We start from the raw sequence: 24,744 nt of genomic DNA, 5'->3' as shown, positions 1-24,744 counted from the left end.
AGTTGAGCATCATAGATAAAAACCACTCGTTTGCATGATGCTCATTTTATCTATGCAAAATACTGGCTCGTAACTTTGATTGCAAACCCGGCTATGAATAAACCCAAACCATAACCCAAATGCGCCAATGTGCTAAGAAAACGGGCTTTCCAAGGTGTTGGGGTTTTACTCGCAGCAAAACCAAATCCTAGACAAGGTTGAATGACCAAAAATGGGAAGATCAACGTTACCACGCCTGTAATTAAGCTGGGCATTAGACTGGGCTCTACCAACCAATGATGACCAAAAACAGTAACGTGAGCCAAAGCGAAAGTAACGCCGATGGCATAATGCAAAAACCAGCCAAGTGACTTTTCTCCCGGCATCGCCTCTGACGCCATAATTGGCGCATGCATAAGCTTTCCTTGGGGCATGTACAAAACCCAGCGCGCAACCAACGCATAGTTTAATGAAGGAATACCAAACACTCTCCTTTGTAACCATGCCCATAAATCCATTATCAAAGTGGCACCAATCCCTATTAGCACCGCTTGCAATCCCATTAAAAGCAGCATTTTTCTCTCCTCAAGTTTTTGATTTGTTAAGGTCTTAGTTGCATGCTACAACTTAAAGCCAACTTGAAGTCAATGGGGAATAATATGGATATTGCAGAAGTGGTTAGAAAATCAGGATTGCCGACTTCAACGCTCAGGTACTACGAACAGCTGGGGTTAATTCGCTCGATAGGAAGGAATGGATTGAGACGCCAATATTCACCAGAGGTACTCAATACACTCAATTTAATTAGTTTGGGGCGTATCGCTGGAATATCGCTTAACGAAATGGCAGAAATGTTGAATCAATCAGAAGTTTCAAAGCCATATATCGATCGTGACTTACTAACGAAAAAGGCACTTGAGATTGATGAGCAAATAAAACGTTTGAAAGCGGTGCGAGACAGCCTAAACCATGTTGCCACCTGCCCTCATGAGTCACATATGGACTGTTCTTCATTTCAAAGGCTTATGAAGGTCGTAAAGCGTTATGTCCCCCAAAAGCAGAGATAAACCGCTCTCCCTACCGTCCTATTCTTGATTTACAAGGAAGTAACTCGCGGTTGTGAGTTACTTCCTTTCATATTACTTAGCTTGCGATTTTACGTACTTCTTCACTTTTTTCATCGCCATTTTTTGCTTTAACGGTGAAAGGTAATCAATGAACAAGTTACCAGATAGGTGATCAATTTCGTGCTGCATCACAATCGCCAAGAACTCATCGCTCTCGATTGTAATCGGGTTGCCATCACGGTCTAGTGCAGAAACAACAACTGACGTGTAACGCTCTACATCTGCGTAGTACTCAGGAACAGATAGGCACCCTTCTTGACCAAGTGCTTTGTTTTCTCCGCTCACCACTTCTGGGTTAACCAAGATTAAAGGATCATTGCGTTCGTCAGAGATATCGATGACAACAACCGCCTCTTTTCTGCCTACTTGGGTTGAAGCTAAACCGATACCATTGCCCGTTGCGTAAAGTGTTTCTAGCATATCGTCTATCAGCGTTTGTACTGTCGATACATCAGTGACTTTTTCTGCTTTTACTTTAAGCCTTGGGTCTGGAATGGAGAGAATTTCGAGGACTGCCATACTTACCTTTCATATCTATAAATCGTAATTCGTGGCGAATTATACACACGTTTCTCGATACATAAACCTGCTAAGCTATCTTGCGCACAAGGCATAAACCATTAACTCAAACTACAACACAATAAATGGGTTTGCCTTTTAGATAAAAATCCTACAAACAGGAAACTAAAACGCCAGCACATTATGGCTGACGTCTTGTCATGATCCTAATTGAATCGTTTGTTGTATTTTATCTACTGACTTTCCTTGGCTTTGAGTAATACTCTAATCGCCATTTTCTCACCACTTTTTAAAATTAAGTAGGCGATGCCAATCGTTATTAGCATTATGATAGCAATAAAAATACTTACCCCACCGAGCTCAGATAATAAATAAAACGGAGAAATATCTAACGACATTAAGATAAGAGAGAACACTACCAAACTTGCTAAAGTCCACAGTAAAACAGCATACCATCTTGTTTTTGATGGCATTACATCTCCAGTCTTGTAGCCGAAGTAATAACCAACACTCATGGCTGGGATTAACGTGCTAAGAAAGCCTGTACCACTCATTTCTATCCCAACAATATATTCAATGGCCAACAGCAATGCAGCCCAACAAACGGACGCCAGACACAACAGAGACGTAACAAGAAGTACCGATGGTGGCTGGTTTATTTCTGATTCTGAATAGTTATTTTTTAATTCCACTTTCATTTCCTTCCATTTATTTGAATAAAATAAGCGTTTTAGATCATGCTTCCGCTTGGACAACCTAGAGAAACAACACCACAAGAAATACAACTTGTAGCTTTTTAAATAGTTTTATTTTCATTTAACCTAGATTCCAACTAACTGTTATTTTTTAAAACTAAACCCTCTCTCTCAAATTGTATATTCAATAAGTTTACTCATATGGGCCCAGTGCAACCATGTTAATACGTTCTATGTATCAGAAACAATTCATTTATTTCCAATGACACTAGTGAGACTATGCGACGTGATTGGAATCTCACTTAAGTTTTCATGGACCTATCGCGCTGAAAATTGAATCCTCTACCTGTCATAAAATAAAAAGCCGTCAAAACCAGTGGTTCTGACGGCTTTTTATAAGCGCCCAGGGGTCATTACCTACACAATTACTGCTTGAAGCTTATCTAGTGACAGACCTAGATAGCTAATAGTCATCCTTGCTATCGGAGGACTTTATTGGCTTTTACGCGGACTTTAACTAACACATCACCATCGACCAACCTAAGGTCGAATATTGGTGAATGTCGCGGTGGCGACTCCATCACTTTGTGACGACAACGATTTTACGTCTGCGCTAAAGTAATACGGATTAAGTGGCATTTTATTCTCTGCTGGTCGCGCGTAGTAAAGCTTGGCGGGCTGTTTTGCCATTTGTTGCGCGTACAAATACCCGACCAACGCATGTTCAAACTGGTGGTAACCATTTCCCCAATGGAACGCTTTGGTTGATTTAGGACTCAGACCGACTCCTCCATATTGATGATCCACCCATACGTCCATAAAAGTGGGTAACGTGTATTGAAGCGTTTCTTTCATCGAACCATCGACAAGAGAAACTGTCATCGCCGCTTGATCGAGTTCTGCCCATTCCCAAGACGAGCTATAGTGCTTGTATGGTCTTGATTGCCAAGCAGGAATGCTCTCTTGTGCCCATTTACTCTGCCATTCTGGTGAGAAAAGTGCTTTGACTTGCTCAAAGTTTTGCTGATATTGCGCTTGCTTAAGCGTGTGTTTCATTCCTTTGAAACCAAACTCTGTCCAATTGGAATTTTCCAACAACTGACCAGTGAGATACGTCATCCAATACGCTTTGATGGTGTGTCCAAAATCATTGTGTTTCGCATCTGGCATCATTACTGCTTTGTGGTGTATCGCGCCATAAAAGCGCTGCTCTTTGTCGGAGTGGTAGTTATCCAGCATCACTTGCGTCAGCCATTGTAGATCTTGCTTCCACTTGGCTTGCGCTGGCTCTGGTAAAAGTGGCGCCGTTAACAACAAGTAGCCATTAATTTGGTCAAGTTGAGCGACTAACTCTTGCTGCTTCTCACTTTCTCCATCACCATCTTTCAAAACCCACGCCAAACCGCGATCATCGCTTCGTCGGTATTGTTTAAATATAAACGCTTGCTGGTCGATAAGTGCTTGTTCAACCTTTGGATCTTGCGTCAAGTAGTAGTACATCGCCAAGCCCACCAAGGCGTAAGCTTGGTCTTGAGAAGTTCGCTGTTGCCACTCCATCCCCGGTTTTCCACTACGCGTAAAGCTCACGAAACCGCCGTTTTTCTCATCTTGTAGATGATCAATCAGGTAATAAGTCCCTTTCTTTGCCAGCTCTAATGCTTGTTTGTCACCCGTAAGATGAAAAAGCACGCCATAAGCGTAAGTTTGACGCGATTTCATGCGTGTGTATTCGCGATCGAAGTGCGGGCTAATCCACCCTTTGTTTAATTCTTCACACGGCTTTTGTGGGTCGAGAATGACACCGTTATCACAACGAAATGTCGGAAAATTCCCCACAGGTTGCCCATGCGCACTTTCCATCATCCAATATGGAGCTAGGCCATTTGTCACATGGTTTAACCAATCATCCCCCGAAGGCAGGTCCACATCAGCAAAGCTGTTCATGCTCGTCGTTGCGAGCAATAAGGTAAGATATTTAAAAGACATAATACTCAATTAAGTTATTGAATTTTATCCAGTATAAATAACTCCCTTTACACATATTGTCGTCGTGGTCACAATCGCCTTACGCATTTGTTTGCATTATTCATCTGTCTGCCTTATTCGATGACTGAGTCGAGAATAAACGCCACTCTGTCTTCGACTGACATTTTGGGCACTTCGATCAATTGATAACCAAACTTGTGGTATGCATCGACCATCTGTTGATATGTGGCGACCGCTTCAGAAAAATCTTGCTTTCGCTCTTCATCGTTGCTGAATATCGATGCCCATGGTGGAAAAATGAATACTTGAGGATGATAACGAAGCGTCTGGCAATGCGTGATGAGCTCATGCGAAATTGGCAGTTGTTCCAACTTGCTGTAGCCATATACATCCACAATACTGCGATCAAAAAACACCTCTGCTTGGTGCACATTGAAAGCTCGGTAATTGCCCACTTCTTCTTTTGTCATTTCGTCTCGAAAGGCTTGTTTGTCATTCCAAGGTAATGCTGAACCGTGATTCGCAACCTGCGTTTGTATCACGTGACGACCTGTTTCTGGCGCGCAGATAAAGCCTTGTATTTTTAGTTGTTCGATAACCGAGGTTTTTCCTGCACCGGGACCACCAGTGAATACGATGAGTTTGTTCAAAATCTTTTCCTTATTTTTTTGTTTGAGCGAAGTAATGCGTGTACAGCCAAGAAAATTGGCATCATTTGGCGTTTGAAATTGGCATGGCATTTGGCACACCAGCGTTAAGCGAGATCGGCAATGGAAAGTTTTGGGATAGAAATGAGCAGTGAAAAATATTGATGAAATGAAAGCTTAAACGGCGTGTTCAGCGTTTATGAAAAACGGAGGAATTTTGAGCGAAGCAAACTTGCCCAAAATATTGGGTTGGGAAATGGAGAGATTGGATCAGCGGGTTAGCGCGTCAATTAGCTTTCTATATCAAGAAAATGGCACCTAAGCCTAAGAACGCAAAGAAACCGACGACATCGGTAACGGTCGTCAATACTACCGAGCCAGCCACGGCGGGGTCAATGTTAAACTTTTTCAACGTGAATGGTATCAACGTACCCGATGCCGCGGCCGCCAAACTATTGAGGAAAATGGCACAGCAAATAATAAGCGCCAATGGCAAAGAGTCAAACACCATGTAAACGACACCCGCGATCACCAATCCCATAATTAAACCATTAATGGTGGCGATTTTTAATTCCTTATTCACCAATAGCTTCAAGTTACTTTGGTGCAAGTGGTTTAGTGCGATACCTCGAATGGCCACCGCTAAGGTTTGGCTACCCGCGATACCGCCCATGCTCGCCACGACAGGCATTAAGATCGCAAGCGCAACGACTTGCTCGACCACATTATCAAAAAGCCCAATGATGGCGGAGGCTACGAAAGCGGTCAGCAAGTTAATCACCAACCAAAGTGCTCTTAGCCTTGTCGCCACGCTTAATGGTGTGAACAAATCTTCTTCGCTTCGTACGTTTTCTGCCACTACAGCTTGTAGGCTGAGTTCGCGCAACGTAATCGCGATGGTCGCCATCGACAAGACGCCCATAATTTTGCCACCAGCCATGATAGGAAACCAATGTGCTCCACCATCAATCGAGACTTGTTTGCTGACGCTTTGAATCGTTTGAATATCTTCTAGAATTGGCGTAACTACGGTCAAGTCGGTAAGTTTGATATGATTTTCGTGCAGCAACAGGGTTTGCGGCTCTATCGTACCAATCACACCACTTGCATCACGCACAATAATCAACCGCACTGGACTTTGCCCACGTTTTAGCAGCTCGGTTTTGATGCCTCCTACGCTGTTTTTAGGGTTTGCGACCAGAAAGTGAGGCTCGGCATAACGTCCAACTTTGTTGTCTTCATACGACAATGCTTGTTGGATATGCGCGACAGACTCTTCACTTTGATCAATAAGGTATTCATCTACAAATTCGGTCGGTAGAAAGTCCGCAAAGATGATCAGTTCAGAATCCGTTATGTACGCCAAGCGTTCATGTTGTAAGTCTTTATTGAGTGATTGATGAATGTGCTTGGCGGTGTCGTATCGGAGCAAATTTAGTACCGTCCAATACTTCTCAGGCGGCACTGCTTCTATGACACGCTTACGGTAAGCAATGTTGACCGATTCCAAAATGTTCGCAATCTGTGCTTCTTGATAGTCTTTCAAAAAGCTCAAGTCTTCGGTCGATTCTATCGCTTTAATGATCTCAGCAAGCAAATGTGGCACTTTGCGGTTAATTTGCAATTGGTTGGAATCTATCATTACTTTTACCTATAGCTTTCACTACCACATTCGCCGTATTGACGATATGTGCTATCCGAAGGCATGAATTCTTGATGTTAAAATTCTAGGCGATAGTTGACTTAATTGCGGAATTTATATTTCGCTCGCAGAAACAAAACGCCTCTGCATCAGTTCATGGTATAGACTTGAATGTGTGTCAGGCTCATTCGCCTTGTTTGATAATGGAGTAATCAATGGCACCTGTATTTTTTCTGACTCAGCAGGCCGCCTTACCAAGTCGTAAGGTGCTTCGTAAAGTGATTCAATTTTCGACAGCGCTGGCTCAGCCTATTGTAATTTTAGTGGAAGACCATCGCCGAAGTGAAGATCACGCATTCGCTCATTTTCTCAGTTTCAACTCTGACCATATAGAAAAAAGACAAGCTGAGTTTGAAGCTTGGACCTTAAAGTTCAACGCATTAATTGTCGAACTTTGTGAAGAAGAAGAGCTTGAAACACCAACGCTCTCTTACGAGCATTTCAAAGGGAGCCATTGGGTTGAGCAAGTTGCGAAACGACTTGTTGACCACACTGACTTACTGCTCGTGGGACACTTTAACAAACACGAGATTCAAACGATGCTCACAGAACTAGCACAACAAGATTGCGACTTGTTGCTACTGAGTGAGCGTTCATGGCCTTCTCACGCCAACATGCTTTGTGCAATCGACCCACTTCATCGAGGGGATGAAAAGTCGATAGTAGATAAAGCCATCGTCTCGCGAGGCTCAAAATTAGAACAAACCTTAAGCGGGAAAATGACGCTCGTTTACTGCCGATACGTCGCGCCATACCTCTCTCGCTATCGTGCAGAGATATTAAGCAATCAAAAAGCAGGCATTACAGATTTTATTAGTGCGCAAAAGTTAACGCGAGTTCCATTACTATTACCGGAAGGAAACCCTGAAACGGCGTTACCAAAAGCAGTTAAGCAATCACAAGCAGCGATTTTGATTATGGGGGCATGTAAACGAAGCATGTCATCTCAATTTTGGTCTGGCAGCACTGTAGACACGTTACTTGATCAACCACCTTGTGACCTACTGTTGGTCAACAGTTCCAAGGGCTGACTAGGTATTCCCTATTAACCAACCCTTTCAATACCAAGCGCAGTTATTGGCTCTTTACATCTTCTAACTGCGCGGCTTCATGCTCTGCGTTCAAGGCTTGTTTCTGCTGCTGTTTTATCTCATCCCAACTGCGTCCCGACTCAATCGCAGATACACGCTGATCGTATTTGTTGCAGGCTCTTTCGAGTACTTTCTCAGGATCTATGCCCTTTTCTCTTTCCAGCGCTTTTAATACGTTAAGATAGTTCCACAACACATCGCCTAACTCGTCTTCCAAATGACAAAGGCGATCCTCACGAATCTCTTCGCGGACTTCATCAACTTCTTTGCCAATGGCCTCCAGATAAGTCTCTACGCCTTTAAACCAAGTGTTGGTTTGGTCATATTGAGATTTTCTCGTCGCAATTGCATACAGCTCATCAAATTTCTTCATTGCCTCTCCGTAGAACACGTTTTTATTTATGCCTTTTTAGGACGAATAAACTTCCCTTTAGCCGTCACTCTAACTTCGCTATTGACCCGCAATTGAGCCACCAGTTGATATATACCGCGTCGTTCACCTTCACAGTGTGCAGTAATCGTGACTCGATCATCTAACTGAATAGGTGCATGGTAGCGCACATCCAACTGCGCCGTAAGGGCTTGAATGTCTCTAGATAACAAACAATGCGTCATTGCACCATCGAGAAGCGAACTGGCAATACCACCATGCAACAGGTCTGTGTAACCTTGATGACGCGGTAAAACGTGAAACTCTCCGACAACAGAACCATCGGCTAGGTATTGGTAGTTCACGGCCAAAGAGTTCGGATTCACATTAATTGAAGAACAAACCGCACATTGATGATGAGACTCGTGAGTGTAATGACAGTAGCTGTTTGTGGACATGATAGTTACTCGGTTTCTCAAAAGAGTAACTAGCATATGCCAATAATTAAAAAGAAACGGCGAGTAATCTTTGTTTGCATGTTGCAGGGCCAGCAACCTCGCTTTTCATAACAATAAATAATCATTTTAATAATTAACGATAATTTCCAGTTTATTTAGAGTGGCGATATGGTTTGCATAGTGATTACGCAACGTTATGAAAAGGCGACTTATGAAGTTTCTCCACACGATGATCCGTGTAGCTGACCTAGACAAATCTATCGAATTTTATACAAAAGTTCTGGGAATGAGCGTTTTGGATCGTTTTGAAAACCAAGAATACCGTTACTCACTGGTGTTTGTTGGTAACCCTGATCAACCAGATGGCGCGACCATCGAGCTAACTTATAACTGGGATACCGACAGTTACGACTTGGGTAACGCATTCGGACACATGGCACTGGGGTCTGAAGATATTTACGCCGCTTGCGAAAAAATCAAAGCGCTTGGTGGCAACGTTACTCGCGAGCCAGGTCCAATGAAAGGCGGAGAAACTCACATCGCGTTCATTAAAGATCCCGATGGTTACCAAATCGAACTCATCCAAACTCACAAATAACGAGGTTTCCTATGACAGACGCATTATTTCAACCCATTCAACTTGGCTCTCTCTCATTAAAAAACCGTATCGTTATGCCTCCGATGACGCGCTCTCGTGCTTCTCAACCAGGTAATATCGCTAACGATATGATGGCGACCTACTATGCTCAACGTGCTGAAGCGGGCCTAATCGTTGCTGAAGGCACACAAATTTCGCCAATGGGTCAAGGCTATGCATGGACACCAGGCATTTACAGCCCAGAGCAAATTGCTGGCTGGAAAAAGGTAACTAATGCGGTGCACGAGAATGGCGGCACTATCTTCGCGCAATTGTGGCACGTTGGTCGCGTGACTCACCCTGATAACATTGGCGGTGAGCAACCTATTTCTTCTTCTGCGCTAAAAGCAGAAAACGTGAAAGTATTTGTCGATAACGGCACAGACGAACCGGGTTTTGTCGATGTGGTTGAGCCACGTGAAATGACCAAACAAGACATCAAGAACGTTATTGAAGAGTACCGCCAAGCCGCACTAAACGCGATAGAAGCCGGATTCGATGGTATCGAGCTTCATGCAGCGAATGGCTACTTGGTTAACCAGTTTATCGATTCTGAAGCGAATAACCGCACCGATGAATACGGTGGTTCCATTGAAAACCGTCTGCGTTTTCTTGGTGAAGTGGTAGAGGCGATGACGCAAGCTATTGGCGCAGAGCGTGTTGGTGTTCGTCTTGCACCATTCACTTCGTTAAATGGCACCGTTGATAGTACGCCAGTAGAAACCTACACCGCCGCTGCAGCGCTGCTTGATAAACTCAATGTGGTTTACATTCACATTGCAGAAGTGGATTGGGACGACGCGCCAGACACTCCGCACGACTTTAAAACCGCAGTTCGTGAGGCGTATAAAGGCACACTGATCTATGCCGGTCGTTACAACGCAGAAAAGGCGCAACACGCGATTGAAAGTGGTTTAGCCGACATGATTGGCTTTGGCCGTCCGTTTGTTGCAAACCCAGACTTACCAAGCCGCATCAAGCATGGCTATCCACTGGCAGAACATGACCCTGCCACATTGTTCGGCGGCGGTGAAAAAGGCTTAGTGGACTACCCTGCGTACCACGCGGGTTAATTCATCTACGTAAAGCTGATTCGCAACTCGCGACAAACCAATAGCGAAACCAAAAGAACCTTGCTCTTCCCCCTGTAACGCCAAGATGCAGGGTTCTTTTTAGGCAAGCCACCAGAATTAACGTCTTTGACAAGATGTACAACCTCGACACGCAGAGCGCGTCGTTTTACTGAGCAAACTGCGTTGTACTTTACAGTAAGCATTCTTTAAAGCACGACGACCTGAAAACCAATCATCCGGTTTAGTGAGGATTAAGTAGCCGTTAAACCTCTTAACCAACTCGGTTCGATTGTTTTCGATAAATCGGCTATCAAACTCGATGTCGAAGTAATTCAAAGCCTCTTCGATACAAGTAAAGCTGGCAATTTTTTCCTGAATCGTATTCTCTGTCATCGTTTCTTTAGCGTAATCATTTTCAATGAAGTCTAAGTGCCTCGCGCTTTACGTTCTTTGATTTAGCGCTTCTTAAGATCATTCTTTATGGGGTTTCCATATTGAAATTCAATTTAGGAATTCGTTAACCCACCTAGCATTTTCATTTTGAAAATCACTTTAAGACACTGATTTAAATAAACATTATTTCTGGTTCATATTTTGCTCTACTTCATTAAACGGAATGTTGGAGCAACACGATATGACTTACAGAGCAGAAGTAGACGGATTAAGGGCGATTGCTGTCACGTTGGTGATTTTGTTTCATGCAGGAGTTGAGCAATTCGCTGGTGGCTTTATTGGCGTCGACGTGTTTTTTGTGATCAGCGGCTATTTGATCACCACCATCGTGATTAACGACTTAGAAAACCAGAAGTTCAGCCTTGGTGATTTTTATGAGCGACGCATTCGTCGCATACTCCCCCTCTTACTGGTGGTGATCGCCGTCAGCTATTTGATGTCTTGGTGGCTATTTTTGCCGCAAGCACACAAAGACGTTGGTCAGTTTGCAGTATCTTCCATTCTTTCCTCATCCAACATTCTTCTGTATTTAAAAGGCCACAATTACTTCGGTTTAGAAGATCAAGCCAACCCGCTGTTCCACACATGGAGCTTGGGCGTTGAAGAACAATACTACATTGTCATTCCTTTGCTACTCATGCTACTCGCTCGTAGTAAAAACGCGTTTTACCTGACTTTTTTTATCACGGTATTTGTGCTGAGTTTGATGACTATTGTCTACGCGAGCAACGATCCTGATTTCGCTTTTTACATGATCTTCTCTCGCGCTTGGGAGCTGGCAACCGGTTCATTACTCGCATTAGTGATGAGAAAAGTCCAAATTCAATCTAACGATACTCTAGCAACCATTGGCATCGTTTTGATATTGGCTTCCGCGCTTTTGTTTGAAAAATCGCAAGATGGCGCGGGCATTACGCTGCTGGTGCCGGTCATCGGTAGCGCGTTGGTGATTTTGTTTGCCTCTAAAGGCAATGTCTGCGGTAGATTACTGAGCCTAAAGTGGGTCGTGTTCGTCGGCTTAATCAGCTACAGCTTATACTTGTGGCACATTCCATTATTTGTCTTTTACCGCTACGTGTTGGACACAACACAAGACGTCAATATCCCGCTTTACGTTATCGCTCTTTTTGTACTGTCTTACTTCACTTGGCGCTTTATTGAAAAGCCGTTCCGTAGCCGAAAAGCCATGAGCATGCGCACTGTGTCCGCGGTTATTGTGTTGTTGACGTTGCCCTTGCTAACGCTCGGCGTTATTGGTCATCAAAACGGTGGTTTTCCAGAAAGAAGCGCATTTTTCGAGGCCATGCGCGTTAACAACGGTTATGGTTTAGATTGCAACGGCAACACCAACGTTAACGATGTGTGCTCGTCTGCGCCGCAGCCCACCATCGCTGTGTTAGGCAATAGTCACAGCATGGTTTACGTGAAGCGTCTATCTGAAGTAACACCAACTGGCGTGGTGCAACTTACTCAAGATTCCTGTGCAGTCGGTTATGTCGACATCCTAGAAGCTGCTGGCTCAATTTCTTGCCGACAGTTCTTCAATGAGGCTGTCGATACCATTCTAAGTACCCCTTCCATTCGTCGCGTTGTTATCTCTTCTAATTTCAATAAAGAGCTTTCACAAGCCGATTATGAAGCATCATTAACCAAATTATTGAATGAACTGAAAGGAAAGGAAGTGGTCGTTTTCGGTCCAACCCCTTCTGCACCGTTTGCGGTAGGAGAATGCCTTTGGAAAGCGCGTTTGTTTGGCGAGACAGAAGAGTCTACCTGCGACTTTTCTCCCAAACAACATCACCCTCAAAACGTGGCGAAGTTAGTGAACTACTTTGAGCAATTTGAGCACGTTGAGTTTGTCGACTTGACCGATGCCATTTGCAGAAATGGCGTATGTCGAATGAGAGTTGGAGCAAACAATGCGATGTATACGGATGACAGCCATTTATCTTACAAAGGTGCTGAGTTGGTGCTTGGGCATTACCACAACAGTACAAATGAAGCGCAACAGTTCACTTACGACCGACAATAACCAAGGGAATAAACTTTTATGCTTCAGCGCTTATCTCAGGTAAGCGCTGAATGCTTTAAAGCAAGACAAAGCTAGGCGTCTATTTGAAAATGCGCGGATCAAACGCGAAATCGAGCTTTTCGGCTTTCTTGATGATCTCTTTCATTTTGGGATGATTTGGATTCACCACGTAGTTTTTATCACGAGGTGAAATCGTTGAAGGCACTTGCAGCGCGGCAAACTCTGGATGAGGATCATTGAGAAACTGATCACCAATGTACTGCGTAGACTCGCTCGCCGGTATTGCTCGCCACGTCACAGGGAGATCTTCTTCATCTAAGGTGGCGATGAGGTATTCTGGCATTTCAATACGATATAAATCGTAAAGTTTGGTGATAGCAGGATCGTTGTTTACGTGAACAAATACTTCCAACGAGCAAAGGGATTCCGATTCAGAGAAGTAGAGGGCTTCGGTTCCTTTTGAATTCCATCGCCCTCCAAACAACTTTGCGCCAACGGGGCTGAATGGCGTGTCAGCGAATTTCTTTTGTGTGAGACGATAGAGCTTCATATTACGAGAATACCCCGTGCTCTAAACGGCCGATCAAATCTTTTACGATTTCAAAATCCACCGTGGTCGAGACCATATCAAGTGGACGTTTTCCACCTAAGCCATACACATTCTCTCTCATCCATTTTAACGCGCGCTCTTCGTCGTCAAACAGTTCTGTCGCGAGTTTCAATAACATCGCTAATCGATAGATTGCATCACTTTCTTGCGTATTGAAGCGTTCATCGTTTTTTAGACGACGCTTGACCGTGCTGACAGGTATCAATGTGACGTTTTGAAACTCACTCTGAGAAAGCTTCACACGCTCAACAATATTGCGATACACCTTTGGCTCAAAGCCTTTGTGAACCGCATCAGTGCGACCTGTTTCAGCGTCTTCAATACCCAACATAAACCAGAAATTGGCTTTATGAGGTTGTTTCGGTTTGAAGCTTTTTAATGCTGCAGTTGCCATATCAAGCTCCTATGGTTCATATGGTCCAGTTATTATGGTTCAAATGAGCTTAACTTTCAATCAAAGTAACAATCAAAGTAAAAAGATAGGTAAAGAAAAAGGCGAGCTTTTCGCCCGCCTCTCTTACTTATTCATCAACCCATCTACCGACGGGCATCGTTTCACTTATTGCAAGTCAAAACGATCCGCGTTCATGACTTTCGTCCATGCGGCGATGAAGTCATGGATGAATTTTTCCTGATTATCATCTTGCGCATACACTTCCGCATACGAACGCAGGATCGAGTTTGAACCAAAGACAAGATCCACTCGAGTAGCCGTCCACTTCACAGCGTCGGTTTTACGATCACGGATTTCATATTGATTAGCACTCACTGGTTTCCACGTATATGCCATGTCAGTAAGGTTCACGAAGAAATCATTCGACAAAGTGCCTACTCGGTCAGTAAATACGCCCTCTTTTCCACCGCCGTAGTTACTGCCTAGAACGCGCATACCACCGATAAGTACCGTCATTTCTGGCGCCGTTAGCCCCATAAGCTGAGCACGATCTAATAAAAGCTCTTCTGGCTTAACCGCGTAGTCTTTCTTCAACCAATTTCGGAAACCGTCAGCAACAGGCTCAAGTACTTCGAACGATTCCACATCCGTCATCTCTTGGGTGGCATCACCTCGGCCTGGCGCGAATGGTACGGAAACATTATGACCTGCGGCACGCGCAGCCAGTTCAATACCTACGTTCCCAGCAAGCACGATAGCGTCTGCAACACTACAGCCCTCTTCTGCTGCTATTTTTTCTAGCACCGCAAGAACACGGCTTAGACGTTCAGGTTCGTTCCCTTGCCAATCTTTTTGCGGAGCCAAGCGAATTCTCGCGCCATTTGCACCGCCTCGGCGGTCAGAGCCACGGTAAGTACGCGCACTATCCCACGCCGTACTTACTAACTCACTAATGGATAGGCCACTTGCTTCAATTTTTGTTTTCACTAAATCGACATCGTAGTCTGTCTTACCTGCGGGCGTTGGGTCTTGCCAAATAAGATCTTCGCTTGGCACATCAGGGCCGAAATAACATGATTTTGGTCCTAGATCGCGGTGTGTCAACTTAAACCAGGCACGAGCAAAAACGTCATCAAAGTACGCAGGGTCATTTTGGAACTTTTCTGCAATCTTACGATATTCAGGGTCCATTTTGAGCGCCATATCGGCGTCGGTCATGATTGGATTGTAGCGCTTAGAACCGTCTTCAACATCGACAGGCTTGTCTTCTTCTTCAATGTCGATTGGCTCCCATTGCCATGCACCTGCTGGGCTCTTTTTCAGTTCCCAGTCATACTTAAATAGTAGGTGGAAGTATCCGTAGTCCCATTGTGTAGGGTGTGTTGTCCAAGCACCTTCAATGCCACTCGTTACCGCGTCACGGCCAATGCCACGTGTTTTGTGGTTAATCCAGCCAAGACCTTGCTCATGAACGTCTGCTGCTTCGGGCTCTGGGCCAAGGTTTGCGGCATCACCATTACCATGACACTTACCCACCGTGTGACCACCAGCTGTGAGCGCGACGGTTTCTTCATCGTTCATTGCCATTCGCGCAAAGGTCACTCGCATGTCATGTGCTGTTTTGAGAGGATCTGGGTTACCGTCTACCCCTTCAGGGTTCACATAGATAAGACCCATCATTACCGCAGCAAGCGGGTTTTCTAAATCTCGCTCACCAGAGTAGCGGCTGTTATCAGCGTCACTTGTGGCTAACCATTCTTGCTCAGCCCCCCAGTAAGTGTCTTTTTCTGGGTGCCAAATGTCCTCTCGTCCAAACGCAAAGCCAAAGGTCTTAAAGCCCATGGATTCGTACGCCATGTTACCGGCAAGGACAATCAGGTCTGCCCAACTTAGTTTGTTGCCATATTTTTTCTTGATTGGCCATAAAAGGCGTCGAGCCTTATCGAGGTTGGCGTTATCTGGCCAAGAGTTGAGAGGAGCAAAGCGTTGGTTGCCTGTAGCAGCACCGCCACGGCCATCCGCAATACGATAACTGCCCGCTGCATGCCATGCCATTCGGATCATTAAACCACCGTAGTGTCCCCAGTCGGCAGGCCACCAGTCTTGGCTATCAGTCATTAAATCTTTTAAATCTTTTTTAAGTGCTTCGACATCTAGCTTTTTCAGTTCTTCTTTGTAATTAAAGTCCTGACCAAATGGGTTGGTTTTGGAGTCGTGTTGATGCAGGATGTCTAAGTTCAAGGCATTCGGCCACCAATCCATCACCGACTTATCTGTAGATGTTTGCCCACCATGCATAACTGGACATTTACCTACCGAACCGCCGTTTGCTTTGCTCATATAATGCTCCTTCGTGTCGTGGTTGTGGTAACCACTCTTTGTTATTCAATAAATCGAATATCCACCTCAAACAGCGTAGTTCATACACTGTTTTTTTAGTTAACGCCAAGTCAAAATTTCAAACATTTCAGCGAATAAATAATTGTTATCAAACATGTACCTATATGCAGAAAATATGGATAGAGATCAGTTTAAGTCCATACCTGAATACTTAATCCCAGACAGCCTCGCCATGTTGTGATCCCAGGTCGCTAAATCATGATGACTAAATTCACTCAGAGCGTGATGACCACAAGCCCTCGCCATGACTTTCATGAGCTCGACCGAGGATTCGAAGAAATTTTTCAGTTGCTGGGATGACTTTTCAACGTCGAGACGCTGCCTCAAATCGGCATTTTGTGTCGCAATGCCTGCAGGGCAATTATTGGTGTTGCAGATGCGAGCCGCGACACAACCGATCGATTGCATTGCACTGTTTGCTATCGCTACTCCGTCTGCTCCAAGTGCCAACGCTTTGACAAAATCCGTAGGAACTCGCAACCCACCAGTGATGATTAATGTGACGCTGTCACTTACACCTTTTTCATCTAAGTACTTACGTGCACGAGCTAATGCAGGGATGGTGGGCACACTAATATGATCACGGAACATAGTTGGCGCCGCACCCGTGCCACCACCGCGACCGTCTAAGATGATGTAATCAGCCCCAGCATCAAGCGCAAACTGAATGTCTTGCTCAATATGGTTGGCACTGAGTTTAAATCCAATTGGAATTCCGCCTGTGATGCCACGAACTCTGTCAGCAAACTTTCTGAAATCGTGAGTAGTGTGAAGATCTTTGAACGTTGGTGGTGATATCGCTGGTTGTCCCTCGGGGATGCCTCTCACCTGAGAGATCTTACCTACATTTTTATTTGCAGGCAGATGACCACCCGTGCCCGTTTTTGCTCCTTGCCCGCCTTTGAAGTGAAACGCCTGAACATTAAGAAGCTTAGATTCGTCGTAGCCAAATTGAGCACTAGCAAGCTCATAGAAATACCGTGAATTGGCGGCTTGCTCTTCCGGTAACATGCCACCCTCACCAGAGCAAATCCCAGTCCCTGCCAACTCTGCACCTTTTGCTAGTGCAATTTTCGCCTCTTCAGAAAGTGCGCCAAAACTCATGTCCGACACCAACAAAGGAATGGCGAGTCTGAGCGGCTTACGCGCGTTTGGTCCCACAATCAACTCGGTAGACACAGGAACGTCTTCCAACAACGGTTGTGTCGCCATTTGCGCCACCATGATTTGTATAGCATCCCAATGTGGTAGCAAATGCCTAGGAACCCCCATTGCAGCCATCGGACCATGATGACCGAGTTTAGAGAGTCCCTCTCTCGCTAATTGGTGGATAAACTCGAGGGTTGGTTCTTCTTGAGTAGCAGACGCCGTTGGTTTGTCTCTTTTCTCTCGCTTTTGTTCCGGTCCCTCTTTACCGACTTGCTCTGCGGTAAATCGCTTGTGTGTACCATCACAAAAAGGAGCATTGGCGGTATGCTTACATTGGCAGAGATAGGCATCTTCGTCTTTTTCCGCACTAAAGCTCATTGGCTTTAAGCCGGTTCCCGAATGAGACCCATCGCAGTAAGGTTGATTTTTAGAACGCCCACATCGGCAGAAGTAATATTCTTGCCCAGCTTTCAACTCTACTTTGATCGGCTTGTTATCAGCGATGATTGGCTTGCTCATGTTGCCCCCTATTTATTATTGTTAACCATGCTTTCTCGCTGGCTTGCAATAAGCGTAGAACAGGAGCGTAAAGAGCGTCAGTGTCGTCGAGTAAAATGCGCGATTGTCGCCCGACTAACCTATACTTTTTATGGGTCTCATACACGTGGAGGCTATATGACGATTGCAACCCGATTAGATGAATATTTGACTGAGCATAACATTCACTTTCAAACCGTGAATCACAGCCACAGTCATAGCTCGCTACAAAGTGGTGTTGCAGCAGGTGTGCCTTTAATGAATATCGCAAAAGGTGTGATTCTAGAGGATCATGAAGGGCGTCATATGATGGCGGTCTTACCTGCCAACAACAAAATCAGTTTGTCGAGATTAAACGACGAATTTAATGCCACCTTCCACTTGGTGAAAGAGCGTATGGTTTACCGACTCTTCACCGATTGTGAACACGGCGCTATTCCACCGATTGGTAGTCCTTACCACATGTCGACAGTTTGCGATGAAAGACTAGCAAACTTGGAACATGTCTACCTTGAAGCTGGCGATCATGAAACTCTGATTAAGCTGGACCGAAAGGCGTTTAAAGAACTGATGAACGACTGTAGATATCTAAGATTCAGCAGTGAAGTTCTGCATTAAACTTGCCAAGATCTCTCGACATTTCCTGAACAAGGCTCTTTCAACAAGAGCCTTTCTTTGTTTTGTTGGTAGCACGCGATGGAAGTTTCTCGGACTTTGGTGCTCAGCGTTTCAGAGCACATAGAAACAAAAAACCGCCTATTCGGGCGGTTTTTTATCAATCAAATCATAATTATTATCGAACAAAGATCTTTTGGATCGCTTTTATCGCCATAGCCCTACGGCGCATTAATACGCTCGTTCTTGGCAACCATTTCGGTGTGTGAAGAATGGTTTTCGCATGACTAAAAGTTCTGAATCCTTCCTCTCCGTGATAATGCCCAATACCCGATTCACCAACGCCACCAAAAGGCGCATCTTCAGCGCCAACATGTAAAACCGTATCATTAACGCCGACGCCACCACTGTGGGTGTTGCGTACAATATGTTTGATGGTCGATTTGTCGTCCGACATAACATACAGCGCAAGTGGTCTTTGGCGCTGATTAATGTAATCAATCGCTTCATCAACCGCATTGTAGGGCTTAACAGGTAGAAATGGCCCGAAGATCTCCTCTTGCATGATTCGCATATTCGGCGACACATCCGTGACCAAATGAGGATACAGAAGTCGTTCCTCTTGGGGCGACGCTTCAACAGTGTGAAGGTTAGCACCTTGCGCTTTTGCATCCTCAAGTAGTGCAGTCAAACGATCATATTGTCGTTGGTTGACAATATGGGTCAGCTTTTGATTCTTGTTGGATTTTAAATAGAGCTTTTCAAAACGTTTTAAGAATAGCGAAATGAACTCTTCGACACGTTCTTGCGCTACAAATGCGTAGTCAGGCGCGACACAAATCTGACCTGCATTAATGCATTTACCAAACAAGATAGCATCAACGGCTTTCTTCATGTCTGCATCTTTTGCAATGATCACCGGGGACTTTCCACCCAACTCTAACGTCACCGGGGTAAGGTTTTCCGCTGCCGCTTTTGCCACTGCGCGACCAACACTCGTAGAACCCGTGAACAAAAGGTGATCGAATGGCAGTTGGCTGAATGCTTGTGCGACGTCTGCTTCACCCTCAAAAACTTCGACATACTCAGACAACCCACGGCAAATATCGACGATGACTTTATTGGTTTTTGGCGTAAATTCGCTGAGCTTCATCATCACGCGGTTGCCAGCAGCCAATGCTGTCACTAAAGGCGCAAGGCTCAAAATCACAGGAAAGTTCCACGGTGAAATGATCCCGACGACACCTAACGGTTGATACTGAACGGTGACTTTAGAAGGTGCGAGCAATAAGCCGGATTCGCGCTTGCTGGGTTTGCACCATTTTTTTAGTCGTTTGAGGGTATAATTAATATGCGAGACCGTTGGCAAAACGTCGGTCATGGCGGTATCAAATTCTGAACGATAGCCAAAATCGTCACTTAACGCTTCAACCAAAGCTTGTTTGTTCTCAAGCAGCGATTTTTTTAACAAAACGAGGCGCTGTTTACGTTCATCCAAACTAGGATAAGGCTCGGCTGCATATGCCGCTTTTAAGCGTTCGAGGCTTTGCTGTAACAAGTTATCTACTTCAACCTCTGTGATTGCGTTCATGATGCTTCTCCTAGCCTAGTTTCTGCCAATGACGCCCCAAGTTAACACGAGCGCAACAATGTTACTATTGTAGCGCTCGTGAAGTTAGAGTTCGAACTCTGATTAAAATATTTCTGGGGTGGATACTACATCAAATGTAGTTCATAAATGCCTAGTCGTTGAGAGCGGTCAAGCATATCGAACTCATGATCAACGTATTCTTTTAATGTGGCGCCTGCACGCTCAGCAATATTGATGCTAGCGATGTTATCTTCCATACAATGGAACTGAATGAATTGTGCGTGCCCTTTCTGCTTCAAAAAAGGGATCAATACTGCGAGTACTTGATCAATCACACGATGGCCTCGCCCATTGTTGGCAAGCCAGTAGCCAATTTCAGTAACACGTGTATGTAAATCCACACCTTTAATGCCAATAACACCCGTCAGCTGCTCATCAAAATAAATCGCACACCAATGGGAATCCAGCGCGTTACTGTTCACTCGCTGGGAAATGTAGTTCACGGCCTCTCTGTGATTCGTGACAGAGTCCGTCCAAGGTAGATAACCCTCAAGGCTCTCTCGGTGAGTGTTCACAACCTCTAGTAAAGCGGACGCGTGTTTCGTGTTGAGGGGCTCAATTGAGACCCTTTGCGAGACGGAAAAACGCTTCTGTAAGTGATTTCCTTGATACGTCTCTTGGCATGTGACTTCATCCATAGATGTTATTCCTTTTTATTGTGAACGCTCAGCGCAACTCCTAACGCTTCATTTTATGAGAACAAACCTCTCTATAAAAACTAATCAAAGCCGTTGCCGTTCATTTAGCCCTTTTGATCGATCAGCGTAAATGGCGTTAGTGATGCCACATCTACATAATGTTTCCATACATGTTCATAGAGGTGATGCTGATTGGCAAACGGAGCCAGCTGCTTAGCTTCTTCAAGCGTACACCAGCGATACTCTGTATGCTCTTCGTTAAGAGCAACTGATTGGTTAGGCGGACAAAATAGCACAAAACATGGGATAACCATGATACGGTTATTTTTTGCTTCGTAGAACTGCTCTAGAAAGTCTGCTGTATGTAACTCAACTTGGTCAATTAGTGTCTCTTCTTTTAACTCTCTTAAAATGGTTTGCCACCCGGCTTCACCCGCTTCGATACCACCTGCAACATGGCACCAATAGCCACCTTTTACGCGTTTGAGTAACAGCATTTTTTCTATGCCATCAATTTTTGAAATGACAACGCCTGAAACATGCGTTGCTTTTATCGGGATCATGTAAGCTCCTTAAATATCGAGTTTTTTATTGTTACGCTGAAGAGAGGCAGATTAATTGCTACGTATTCTACTGTTTATTCATCTTGTCGACAGAAGTGTTTGAGTTGAGAGGATTTAATCGCTAACTAAGTATGCTAAAGTGAGATCTGTCGCAACAAATGAGCAGTAAAATGTCCAATTCATTCAACACTATGATTCCCATCGGTGTGCGCTTTATGGTGCTTTCCGCGTTCGGCTTTGCTCTGATGTCGGCTACAGTAAAGCACGTCGGCAACTACGGTATCCCCGTTTTTGAAATCGTTGCAGCAAGAGCGCTCGTTTCACTTATCATTAGTTATTTCGATGTAAAGCGAAAACGAATTTCTGTATGGGGCAATAATAAGCCATTACTATTTGCACGCGGTGCTGTGGGTACGATGGCTCTGATGTGTGTATATTATTCAGTGACCACCTTACCTTTGGCAGAAGCGACGATATTCCAATATATTCATCCGGTATTTACTGCACTACTCGCCGTATTTTTCTTGAAAGAGCGCATCCAGCCGTCAACTTTCCTTTGTATTGCGTTGTGCTTACTCGGCATCTATATCATGGTAAGCCCAGAAACTGGGCAAGGCTCAGATAGCGCTTTACCAATGTTTAGCGTCATGATTGCGATCTTAGGCGCATTTGGTAGCTCAATTGCCTACGTCATTGTCAGAAAACTGAGTCAGACAGAAGACAGCTCAGTGATCATTTTCTATTTCCCGTTGGTTGCTCTCCCCGCTTCACTCTTACTGATTGGCGACGATTTTGTAATGCCCGATCTATATCTGACTTTCATGTTGGTTCTAGTTGGTGTCTTTACCCAAATTGGACAATTGGGGTTAACCAAAGCGATGCAAACTCAACAAGCGGGTAAAGCCTCCGCTTATTCGTATATCCAGATCGTATTTTCTGTGTTGTTGGGCATCATTTTCTTTGGCGAGGTTCCGATCATTTGGACGTACGTCGGTGGCGGTCTGATTGTTACAGGCGCATTAATTAATGCGTTTGGTCATCACTTACGGTTACCTTTTATTAAGCGCAACGCTTGATATACCTACCCAGAACCGTAAACACGACATTTAGAAAAACAGCCAGAGTGACTCTGGCTGTTTTGTGTTTAGCCTAACGTTAAGCTGATATTTTTAACCCTGCGATACCAGCGACAATCATTAGCAAGCTTAAGGCTTTGATAAGTGTTGCTGGCTCATTGAACAGATAAATACTCACGACTGCCGTGCCTATTGCGCCAATCCCTACCCATACGCCATAAGCAATGCCTAAAGGCAAGGTTCTTAACGCAATGCCAAGCAACCAAAAGCTCAATAACATAAAGACAATAGTGAATGCCGAAGCACCGAATTTGGTAAACCCTTGTGAATATTTAAGACCGACAGCCCATGCGATTTCACACAAGCCCGCAATGAAGAGAATTCCCCAAGCCATGTCACATTTCCCAACGAGATGGGGTCGTCCCCGAGAAAAGATAGAGCGGTGAGGTCGTCCTCACTTCTGATTGACTGCTTATTATATACAGAAATTTAAACATAAAAAATAAAACACGGCGATAAACATACAACTCAAACATCTCATGTACGCTTAAATTCTACGCTTTTCTTTTTAACGGTGGCGGACTCTCTATTTCGCATCAATAACGACACCGTTTTTTAACAATTTACATATAACCTTCTGGTGTTGAAAGTGTTGCATTTATTGCACAAATCACACAAAAACTAATTGAACATGTAAATATGAAAACGTTTGTGTGACTAATATCGCTTAAAACAATGACTGATGACTTTAATATTCAGCCGAATTAATTATAAGGTATGACGTACCCATGAAAGCAATCAAAACCTCTATCGCTATCCTTGTTGGCGCCGCTCTACTATCTGGATGTAATGACGATACTGAATACGTCAATGTTCAGCCTAAAGAAGTAAAAATAGCGACTTACAACCTCTCTTTTGACCGCGCTACCTTCGAAACTTTGGTAGATGAAATGCAAATTGAACCAACGCAGCAAACTGCGTTGGTCACCTCTTATTTAGACGGTTCAATCGCAGCCGAAGACAAAACCACTGCGGAAAAAGTCATTCAAATTCGTAACGTTGCAGCAATCATTCAAAAGAATCGTCCTGATGTTCTTATGATGGCGGAATACAACAACGAGGGAACAGGCGAAAACAAAGCAGCCATTGAAGGATTCCAGAAGAACTACTTGTCTGTCGCGCAAAGCATCAATGGCGCGGGCGGTGAAGCAAACCTTGAGCCTATTGAATACCCTTATGCTGAATCTTACTCAACTAATACAGGGTTGTTGAGTGAGTTTGATCTCGACAACAACGGAACCGCAGGTCAAATGCCAGGTGATGCATGGGGCTTTGGCATGTACCATGGTCAATATGCATTTGCCCTTATGTCTAAGTATAAAATTGACACAGCAAACACACGTACATTCCAAGCATTTAAATGGAAAGATATGGAAGGTGCGAAAATTCCAACCATTACTATCTGCGATGGTTCGCAAAAGATTCCAGACGGCATGAAGTGTGGTGATGAATGGTACTCAGCGGAAGAATGGGATCAAGTGCGTCTATCTTCGAAAAACCACGTTGACGCACCAATCATCATTCCAACTCGCAACGGCGAAGAAGTTGTACACTTGTTGATGTCTCATCCTACTCCACCAGTATTCGACACCGGTAAAAACAAAGCGCAAAACGCAGCAGAAGTGGAGTTTTGGCATCATTACATTCAAGGCAAAGACTATTTTTACGACGATGCGGGTAAAACAGGTGGCTTAACGAACGGCGCTAAATTCGTAATGATGGGTGATCAAAACCTTGATCCAGTGTCTGGTGACGGTATTAGCTCTGTAATGCAAGAGCTGCACAACGATCCATTGGTTAATCAAACCGTGATGAATGGTGAGCTTTACCCAACAAGCTTTGGTGCAGCCGAACACGCTGTTGACCGCAGCTCAACTCACCCATATCCGAATCGCATCACTTCAACGTTTGGCTTAGGGGTAGACTATGCCTTGCCTTCAGCAAATTTGAATGTAATAGACTCTGGTGTGTACTGGTCAGCGTCTTATGAAGAAGGGCGTAAACTATTTAACGATGCACGTATCGGTAAGTATGGTGATGGTAAAGATGTATCTTCTGACCATCGCATGATCTGGATTAAAGCACAGTTCTAGATTGCATAAAAAAAAGCCAACCACAAGGAGTCGTGATTGGCTGTATATATTTGTGAACAAGATGGTTCACTAACAACGTCAGTTGGCTAGGTGACCCTCGGCTTAGAAAGGGTCACTCATACTAAAGCATGAGGCGTGCCAACTTTTCAGCGCACAAAAACAGGTTGTTATTTAATCACTTTCATTAAA

25 protein-coding genes are annotated in these 24,744 nt (G+C 44.5%); 8 read left to right on the top strand and 17 right to left on the bottom strand.

All coding sequences use genetic code 11. The features are described 5' to 3' along the window. Positions 1 to 50: 50 nt before the first annotated feature. A complete protein-coding gene (locus tag R7Q38_RS11510; protein WP_005376471.1) occupies positions 51 to 554 on the bottom strand; it encodes a DUF2938 domain-containing protein in 504 nt (167 codons plus the stop codon). Between the two features lie 84 nt (positions 555 to 638). Here R7Q38_RS11510 and R7Q38_RS11505 point away from each other — a divergent pair, with 84 nt between their 5' ends. After that, on the top strand, positions 639 to 1,046 hold the full coding sequence (locus tag R7Q38_RS11505; RefSeq protein WP_021707542.1) for a helix-turn-helix domain-containing protein: 408 nt from the start codon (positions 639 to 641) through the stop codon (positions 1,044 to 1,046). Between the two features lie 72 nt (positions 1,047 to 1,118). Here the strand turns inward: R7Q38_RS11505 and def are convergent, their stop codons facing one another. From def to R7Q38_RS11480, 5 genes are all read right to left on the bottom strand, one after another. Continuing rightward, the gene (gene def / locus R7Q38_RS11500) at positions 1,119 to 1,625 is read right to left on the bottom strand and encodes a peptide deformylase (RefSeq protein ID WP_005388756.1); all 507 of its coding nucleotides are present in this window, start codon (positions 1,623 to 1,625) and stop codon (positions 1,119 to 1,121) included. A 233-nt stretch (positions 1,626 to 1,858) separates the two neighbouring features. Next, a complete protein-coding gene (locus R7Q38_RS11495; RefSeq protein ID WP_017635325.1) occupies positions 1,859 to 2,323 on the bottom strand; it encodes an ABZJ_00895 family protein in 465 nt (154 codons plus the stop codon). A gap of 537 nt (positions 2,324 to 2,860) precedes the next feature. Beyond that, positions 2,861 to 4,306, bottom strand: a complete 1,446-nt coding sequence (locus tag R7Q38_RS11490) for an N-acylglucosamine 2-epimerase (protein ID WP_318114229.1) — start codon at positions 4,304 to 4,306, stop codon at positions 2,861 to 2,863. A gap of 113 nt (positions 4,307 to 4,419) precedes the next feature. Continuing rightward, on the bottom strand, positions 4,420 to 4,956 hold the full coding sequence (locus R7Q38_RS11485) for an AAA family ATPase (protein ID WP_065275623.1): 537 nt from the start codon (positions 4,954 to 4,956) through the stop codon (positions 4,420 to 4,422). A 295-nt stretch (positions 4,957 to 5,251) separates the two neighbouring features. Next, a complete protein-coding gene (locus R7Q38_RS11480; protein ID WP_017635328.1) occupies positions 5,252 to 6,595 on the bottom strand; it encodes a magnesium transporter in 1,344 nt (447 codons plus the stop codon). Positions 6,596 to 6,810: 215 nt separating this feature from the next. On the opposite strand from R7Q38_RS11480, the gene R7Q38_RS11475 reads away from it, so the two are divergent. Continuing rightward, on the top strand, positions 6,811 to 7,686 hold the full coding sequence (locus R7Q38_RS11475; RefSeq protein ID WP_318114228.1) for a universal stress protein: 876 nt from the start codon (positions 6,811 to 6,813) through the stop codon (positions 7,684 to 7,686). A 43-nt stretch (positions 7,687 to 7,729) separates the two neighbouring features. Here the strand turns inward: R7Q38_RS11475 and R7Q38_RS11470 are convergent, their stop codons facing one another. Then, on the bottom strand, positions 7,730 to 8,119 hold the full coding sequence (locus R7Q38_RS11470) for a MazG nucleotide pyrophosphohydrolase domain-containing protein (protein ID WP_005376487.1): 390 nt from the start codon (positions 8,117 to 8,119) through the stop codon (positions 7,730 to 7,732). A gap of 26 nt (positions 8,120 to 8,145) precedes the next feature. Next, entirely contained in the window at positions 8,146 to 8,574 is a 429-nt protein-coding gene (locus tag R7Q38_RS11465) for a PaaI family thioesterase (RefSeq protein ID WP_017820983.1), read from the bottom strand. Positions 8,575 to 8,785: 211 nt separating this feature from the next. On the opposite strand from R7Q38_RS11465, the gene gloA reads away from it, so the two are divergent. Together gloA and R7Q38_RS11455 are read left to right on the top strand one after the other, a co-directional pair. Next, on the top strand, positions 8,786 to 9,172 hold the full coding sequence (gene gloA / locus R7Q38_RS11460; RefSeq protein ID WP_053303545.1) for a lactoylglutathione lyase: 387 nt from the start codon (positions 8,786 to 8,788) through the stop codon (positions 9,170 to 9,172). 11 nt (positions 9,173 to 9,183) lie between these two features. After that, the gene (locus R7Q38_RS11455; RefSeq protein ID WP_017820984.1) at positions 9,184 to 10,284 is read left to right on the top strand and encodes an alkene reductase; all 1,101 of its coding nucleotides are present in this window, start codon (positions 9,184 to 9,186) and stop codon (positions 10,282 to 10,284) included. Between the two features lie 117 nt (positions 10,285 to 10,401). On the opposite strand, the gene R7Q38_RS11450 is transcribed toward R7Q38_RS11455, so the two are convergent. Then, positions 10,402 to 10,677, bottom strand: coding sequence for a nitrogenase-stabilizing/protective protein NifW (locus R7Q38_RS11450; protein WP_053349151.1), 276 nt, complete (start codon positions 10,675 to 10,677; stop codon positions 10,402 to 10,404). Between the two features lie 241 nt (positions 10,678 to 10,918). On the opposite strand from R7Q38_RS11450, the gene R7Q38_RS11445 reads away from it, so the two are divergent. Further along, on the top strand, positions 10,919 to 12,769 hold the full coding sequence (locus tag R7Q38_RS11445; RefSeq protein ID WP_318114227.1) for an acyltransferase family protein: 1,851 nt from the start codon (positions 10,919 to 10,921) through the stop codon (positions 12,767 to 12,769). 79 nt (positions 12,770 to 12,848) lie between these two features. On the opposite strand, the gene R7Q38_RS11440 is transcribed toward R7Q38_RS11445, so the two are convergent. The 4 genes from R7Q38_RS11440 to R7Q38_RS11425 form a co-directional block, all read right to left on the bottom strand. Beyond that, the gene (locus tag R7Q38_RS11440; RefSeq protein ID WP_005376497.1) at positions 12,849 to 13,319 is read right to left on the bottom strand and encodes an RES family NAD+ phosphorylase; all 471 of its coding nucleotides are present in this window, start codon (positions 13,317 to 13,319) and stop codon (positions 12,849 to 12,851) included. A 1-nt stretch (position 13,320) separates the two neighbouring features. After that, positions 13,321 to 13,773: an antitoxin Xre/MbcA/ParS toxin-binding domain-containing protein gene (locus tag R7Q38_RS11435; RefSeq protein WP_005376498.1), complete on the bottom strand. Its 453-nt coding sequence runs from the start codon at positions 13,771 to 13,773 to the stop codon at positions 13,321 to 13,323. Positions 13,774 to 13,938: 165 nt separating this feature from the next. Further along, positions 13,939 to 16,113, bottom strand: coding sequence for a catalase/peroxidase HPI (gene katG, locus R7Q38_RS11430; RefSeq protein ID WP_318114226.1), 2,175 nt, complete (start codon positions 16,111 to 16,113; stop codon positions 13,939 to 13,941). 186 nt (positions 16,114 to 16,299) lie between these two features. Further along, positions 16,300 to 17,841 carry a glutamate synthase-related protein gene (locus tag R7Q38_RS11425; protein ID WP_025767832.1) on the bottom strand — a complete coding sequence of 514 codons (1,542 nt, stop codon included), beginning with the start codon at positions 17,839 to 17,841 and terminating at the stop codon, positions 16,300 to 16,302. Positions 17,842 to 17,997: 156 nt separating this feature from the next. Between R7Q38_RS11425 and R7Q38_RS11420 the strand changes: the two genes are divergently transcribed. Next, a complete protein-coding gene (locus R7Q38_RS11420; RefSeq protein WP_005376501.1) occupies positions 17,998 to 18,477 on the top strand; it encodes an aminoacyl-tRNA deacylase in 480 nt (159 codons plus the stop codon). A gap of 175 nt (positions 18,478 to 18,652) precedes the next feature. Here the strand turns inward: R7Q38_RS11420 and R7Q38_RS11415 are convergent, their stop codons facing one another. The 3 genes from R7Q38_RS11415 to R7Q38_RS11405 form a co-directional block, all read right to left on the bottom strand. After that, entirely contained in the window at positions 18,653 to 20,065 is a 1,413-nt protein-coding gene (locus R7Q38_RS11415; protein ID WP_213866375.1) for a coniferyl aldehyde dehydrogenase, read from the bottom strand. Between the two features lie 125 nt (positions 20,066 to 20,190). Further along, the gene (locus tag R7Q38_RS11410; protein WP_213866376.1) at positions 20,191 to 20,763 is read right to left on the bottom strand and encodes a GNAT family N-acetyltransferase; all 573 of its coding nucleotides are present in this window, start codon (positions 20,761 to 20,763) and stop codon (positions 20,191 to 20,193) included. A gap of 104 nt (positions 20,764 to 20,867) precedes the next feature. Then, positions 20,868 to 21,326, bottom strand: coding sequence for an NUDIX hydrolase (locus tag R7Q38_RS11405; RefSeq protein WP_213866377.1), 459 nt, complete (start codon positions 21,324 to 21,326; stop codon positions 20,868 to 20,870). Positions 21,327 to 21,496: 170 nt separating this feature from the next. On the opposite strand from R7Q38_RS11405, the gene R7Q38_RS11400 reads away from it, so the two are divergent. Next, the gene (locus tag R7Q38_RS11400) at positions 21,497 to 22,402 is read left to right on the top strand and encodes a DMT family transporter (protein ID WP_005376505.1); all 906 of its coding nucleotides are present in this window, start codon (positions 21,497 to 21,499) and stop codon (positions 22,400 to 22,402) included. Positions 22,403 to 22,481: 79 nt separating this feature from the next. On the opposite strand, the gene R7Q38_RS11395 is transcribed toward R7Q38_RS11400, so the two are convergent. After that, the gene (locus R7Q38_RS11395) at positions 22,482 to 22,796 is read right to left on the bottom strand and encodes a DMT family transporter (protein WP_005376506.1); all 315 of its coding nucleotides are present in this window, start codon (positions 22,794 to 22,796) and stop codon (positions 22,482 to 22,484) included. Positions 22,797 to 23,190: 394 nt separating this feature from the next. Between R7Q38_RS11395 and R7Q38_RS11390 the strand changes: the two genes are divergently transcribed. Continuing rightward, on the top strand, positions 23,191 to 24,555 hold the full coding sequence (locus R7Q38_RS11390; RefSeq protein ID WP_005376507.1) for an endonuclease/exonuclease/phosphatase family protein: 1,365 nt from the start codon (positions 23,191 to 23,193) through the stop codon (positions 24,553 to 24,555). Positions 24,556 to 24,744: the final 189 nt, after the last annotated feature.

Origin of the sequence: Vibrio sp. Vb0598 (assembly GCF_033338935.1) — a bacterium.
GTDB classification, from domain to species: domain Bacteria; phylum Pseudomonadota; class Gammaproteobacteria; order Enterobacterales; family Vibrionaceae; genus Vibrio; species Vibrio alginolyticus.
This window is presented reverse-complemented; position numbering and strand designations above follow the sequence as displayed.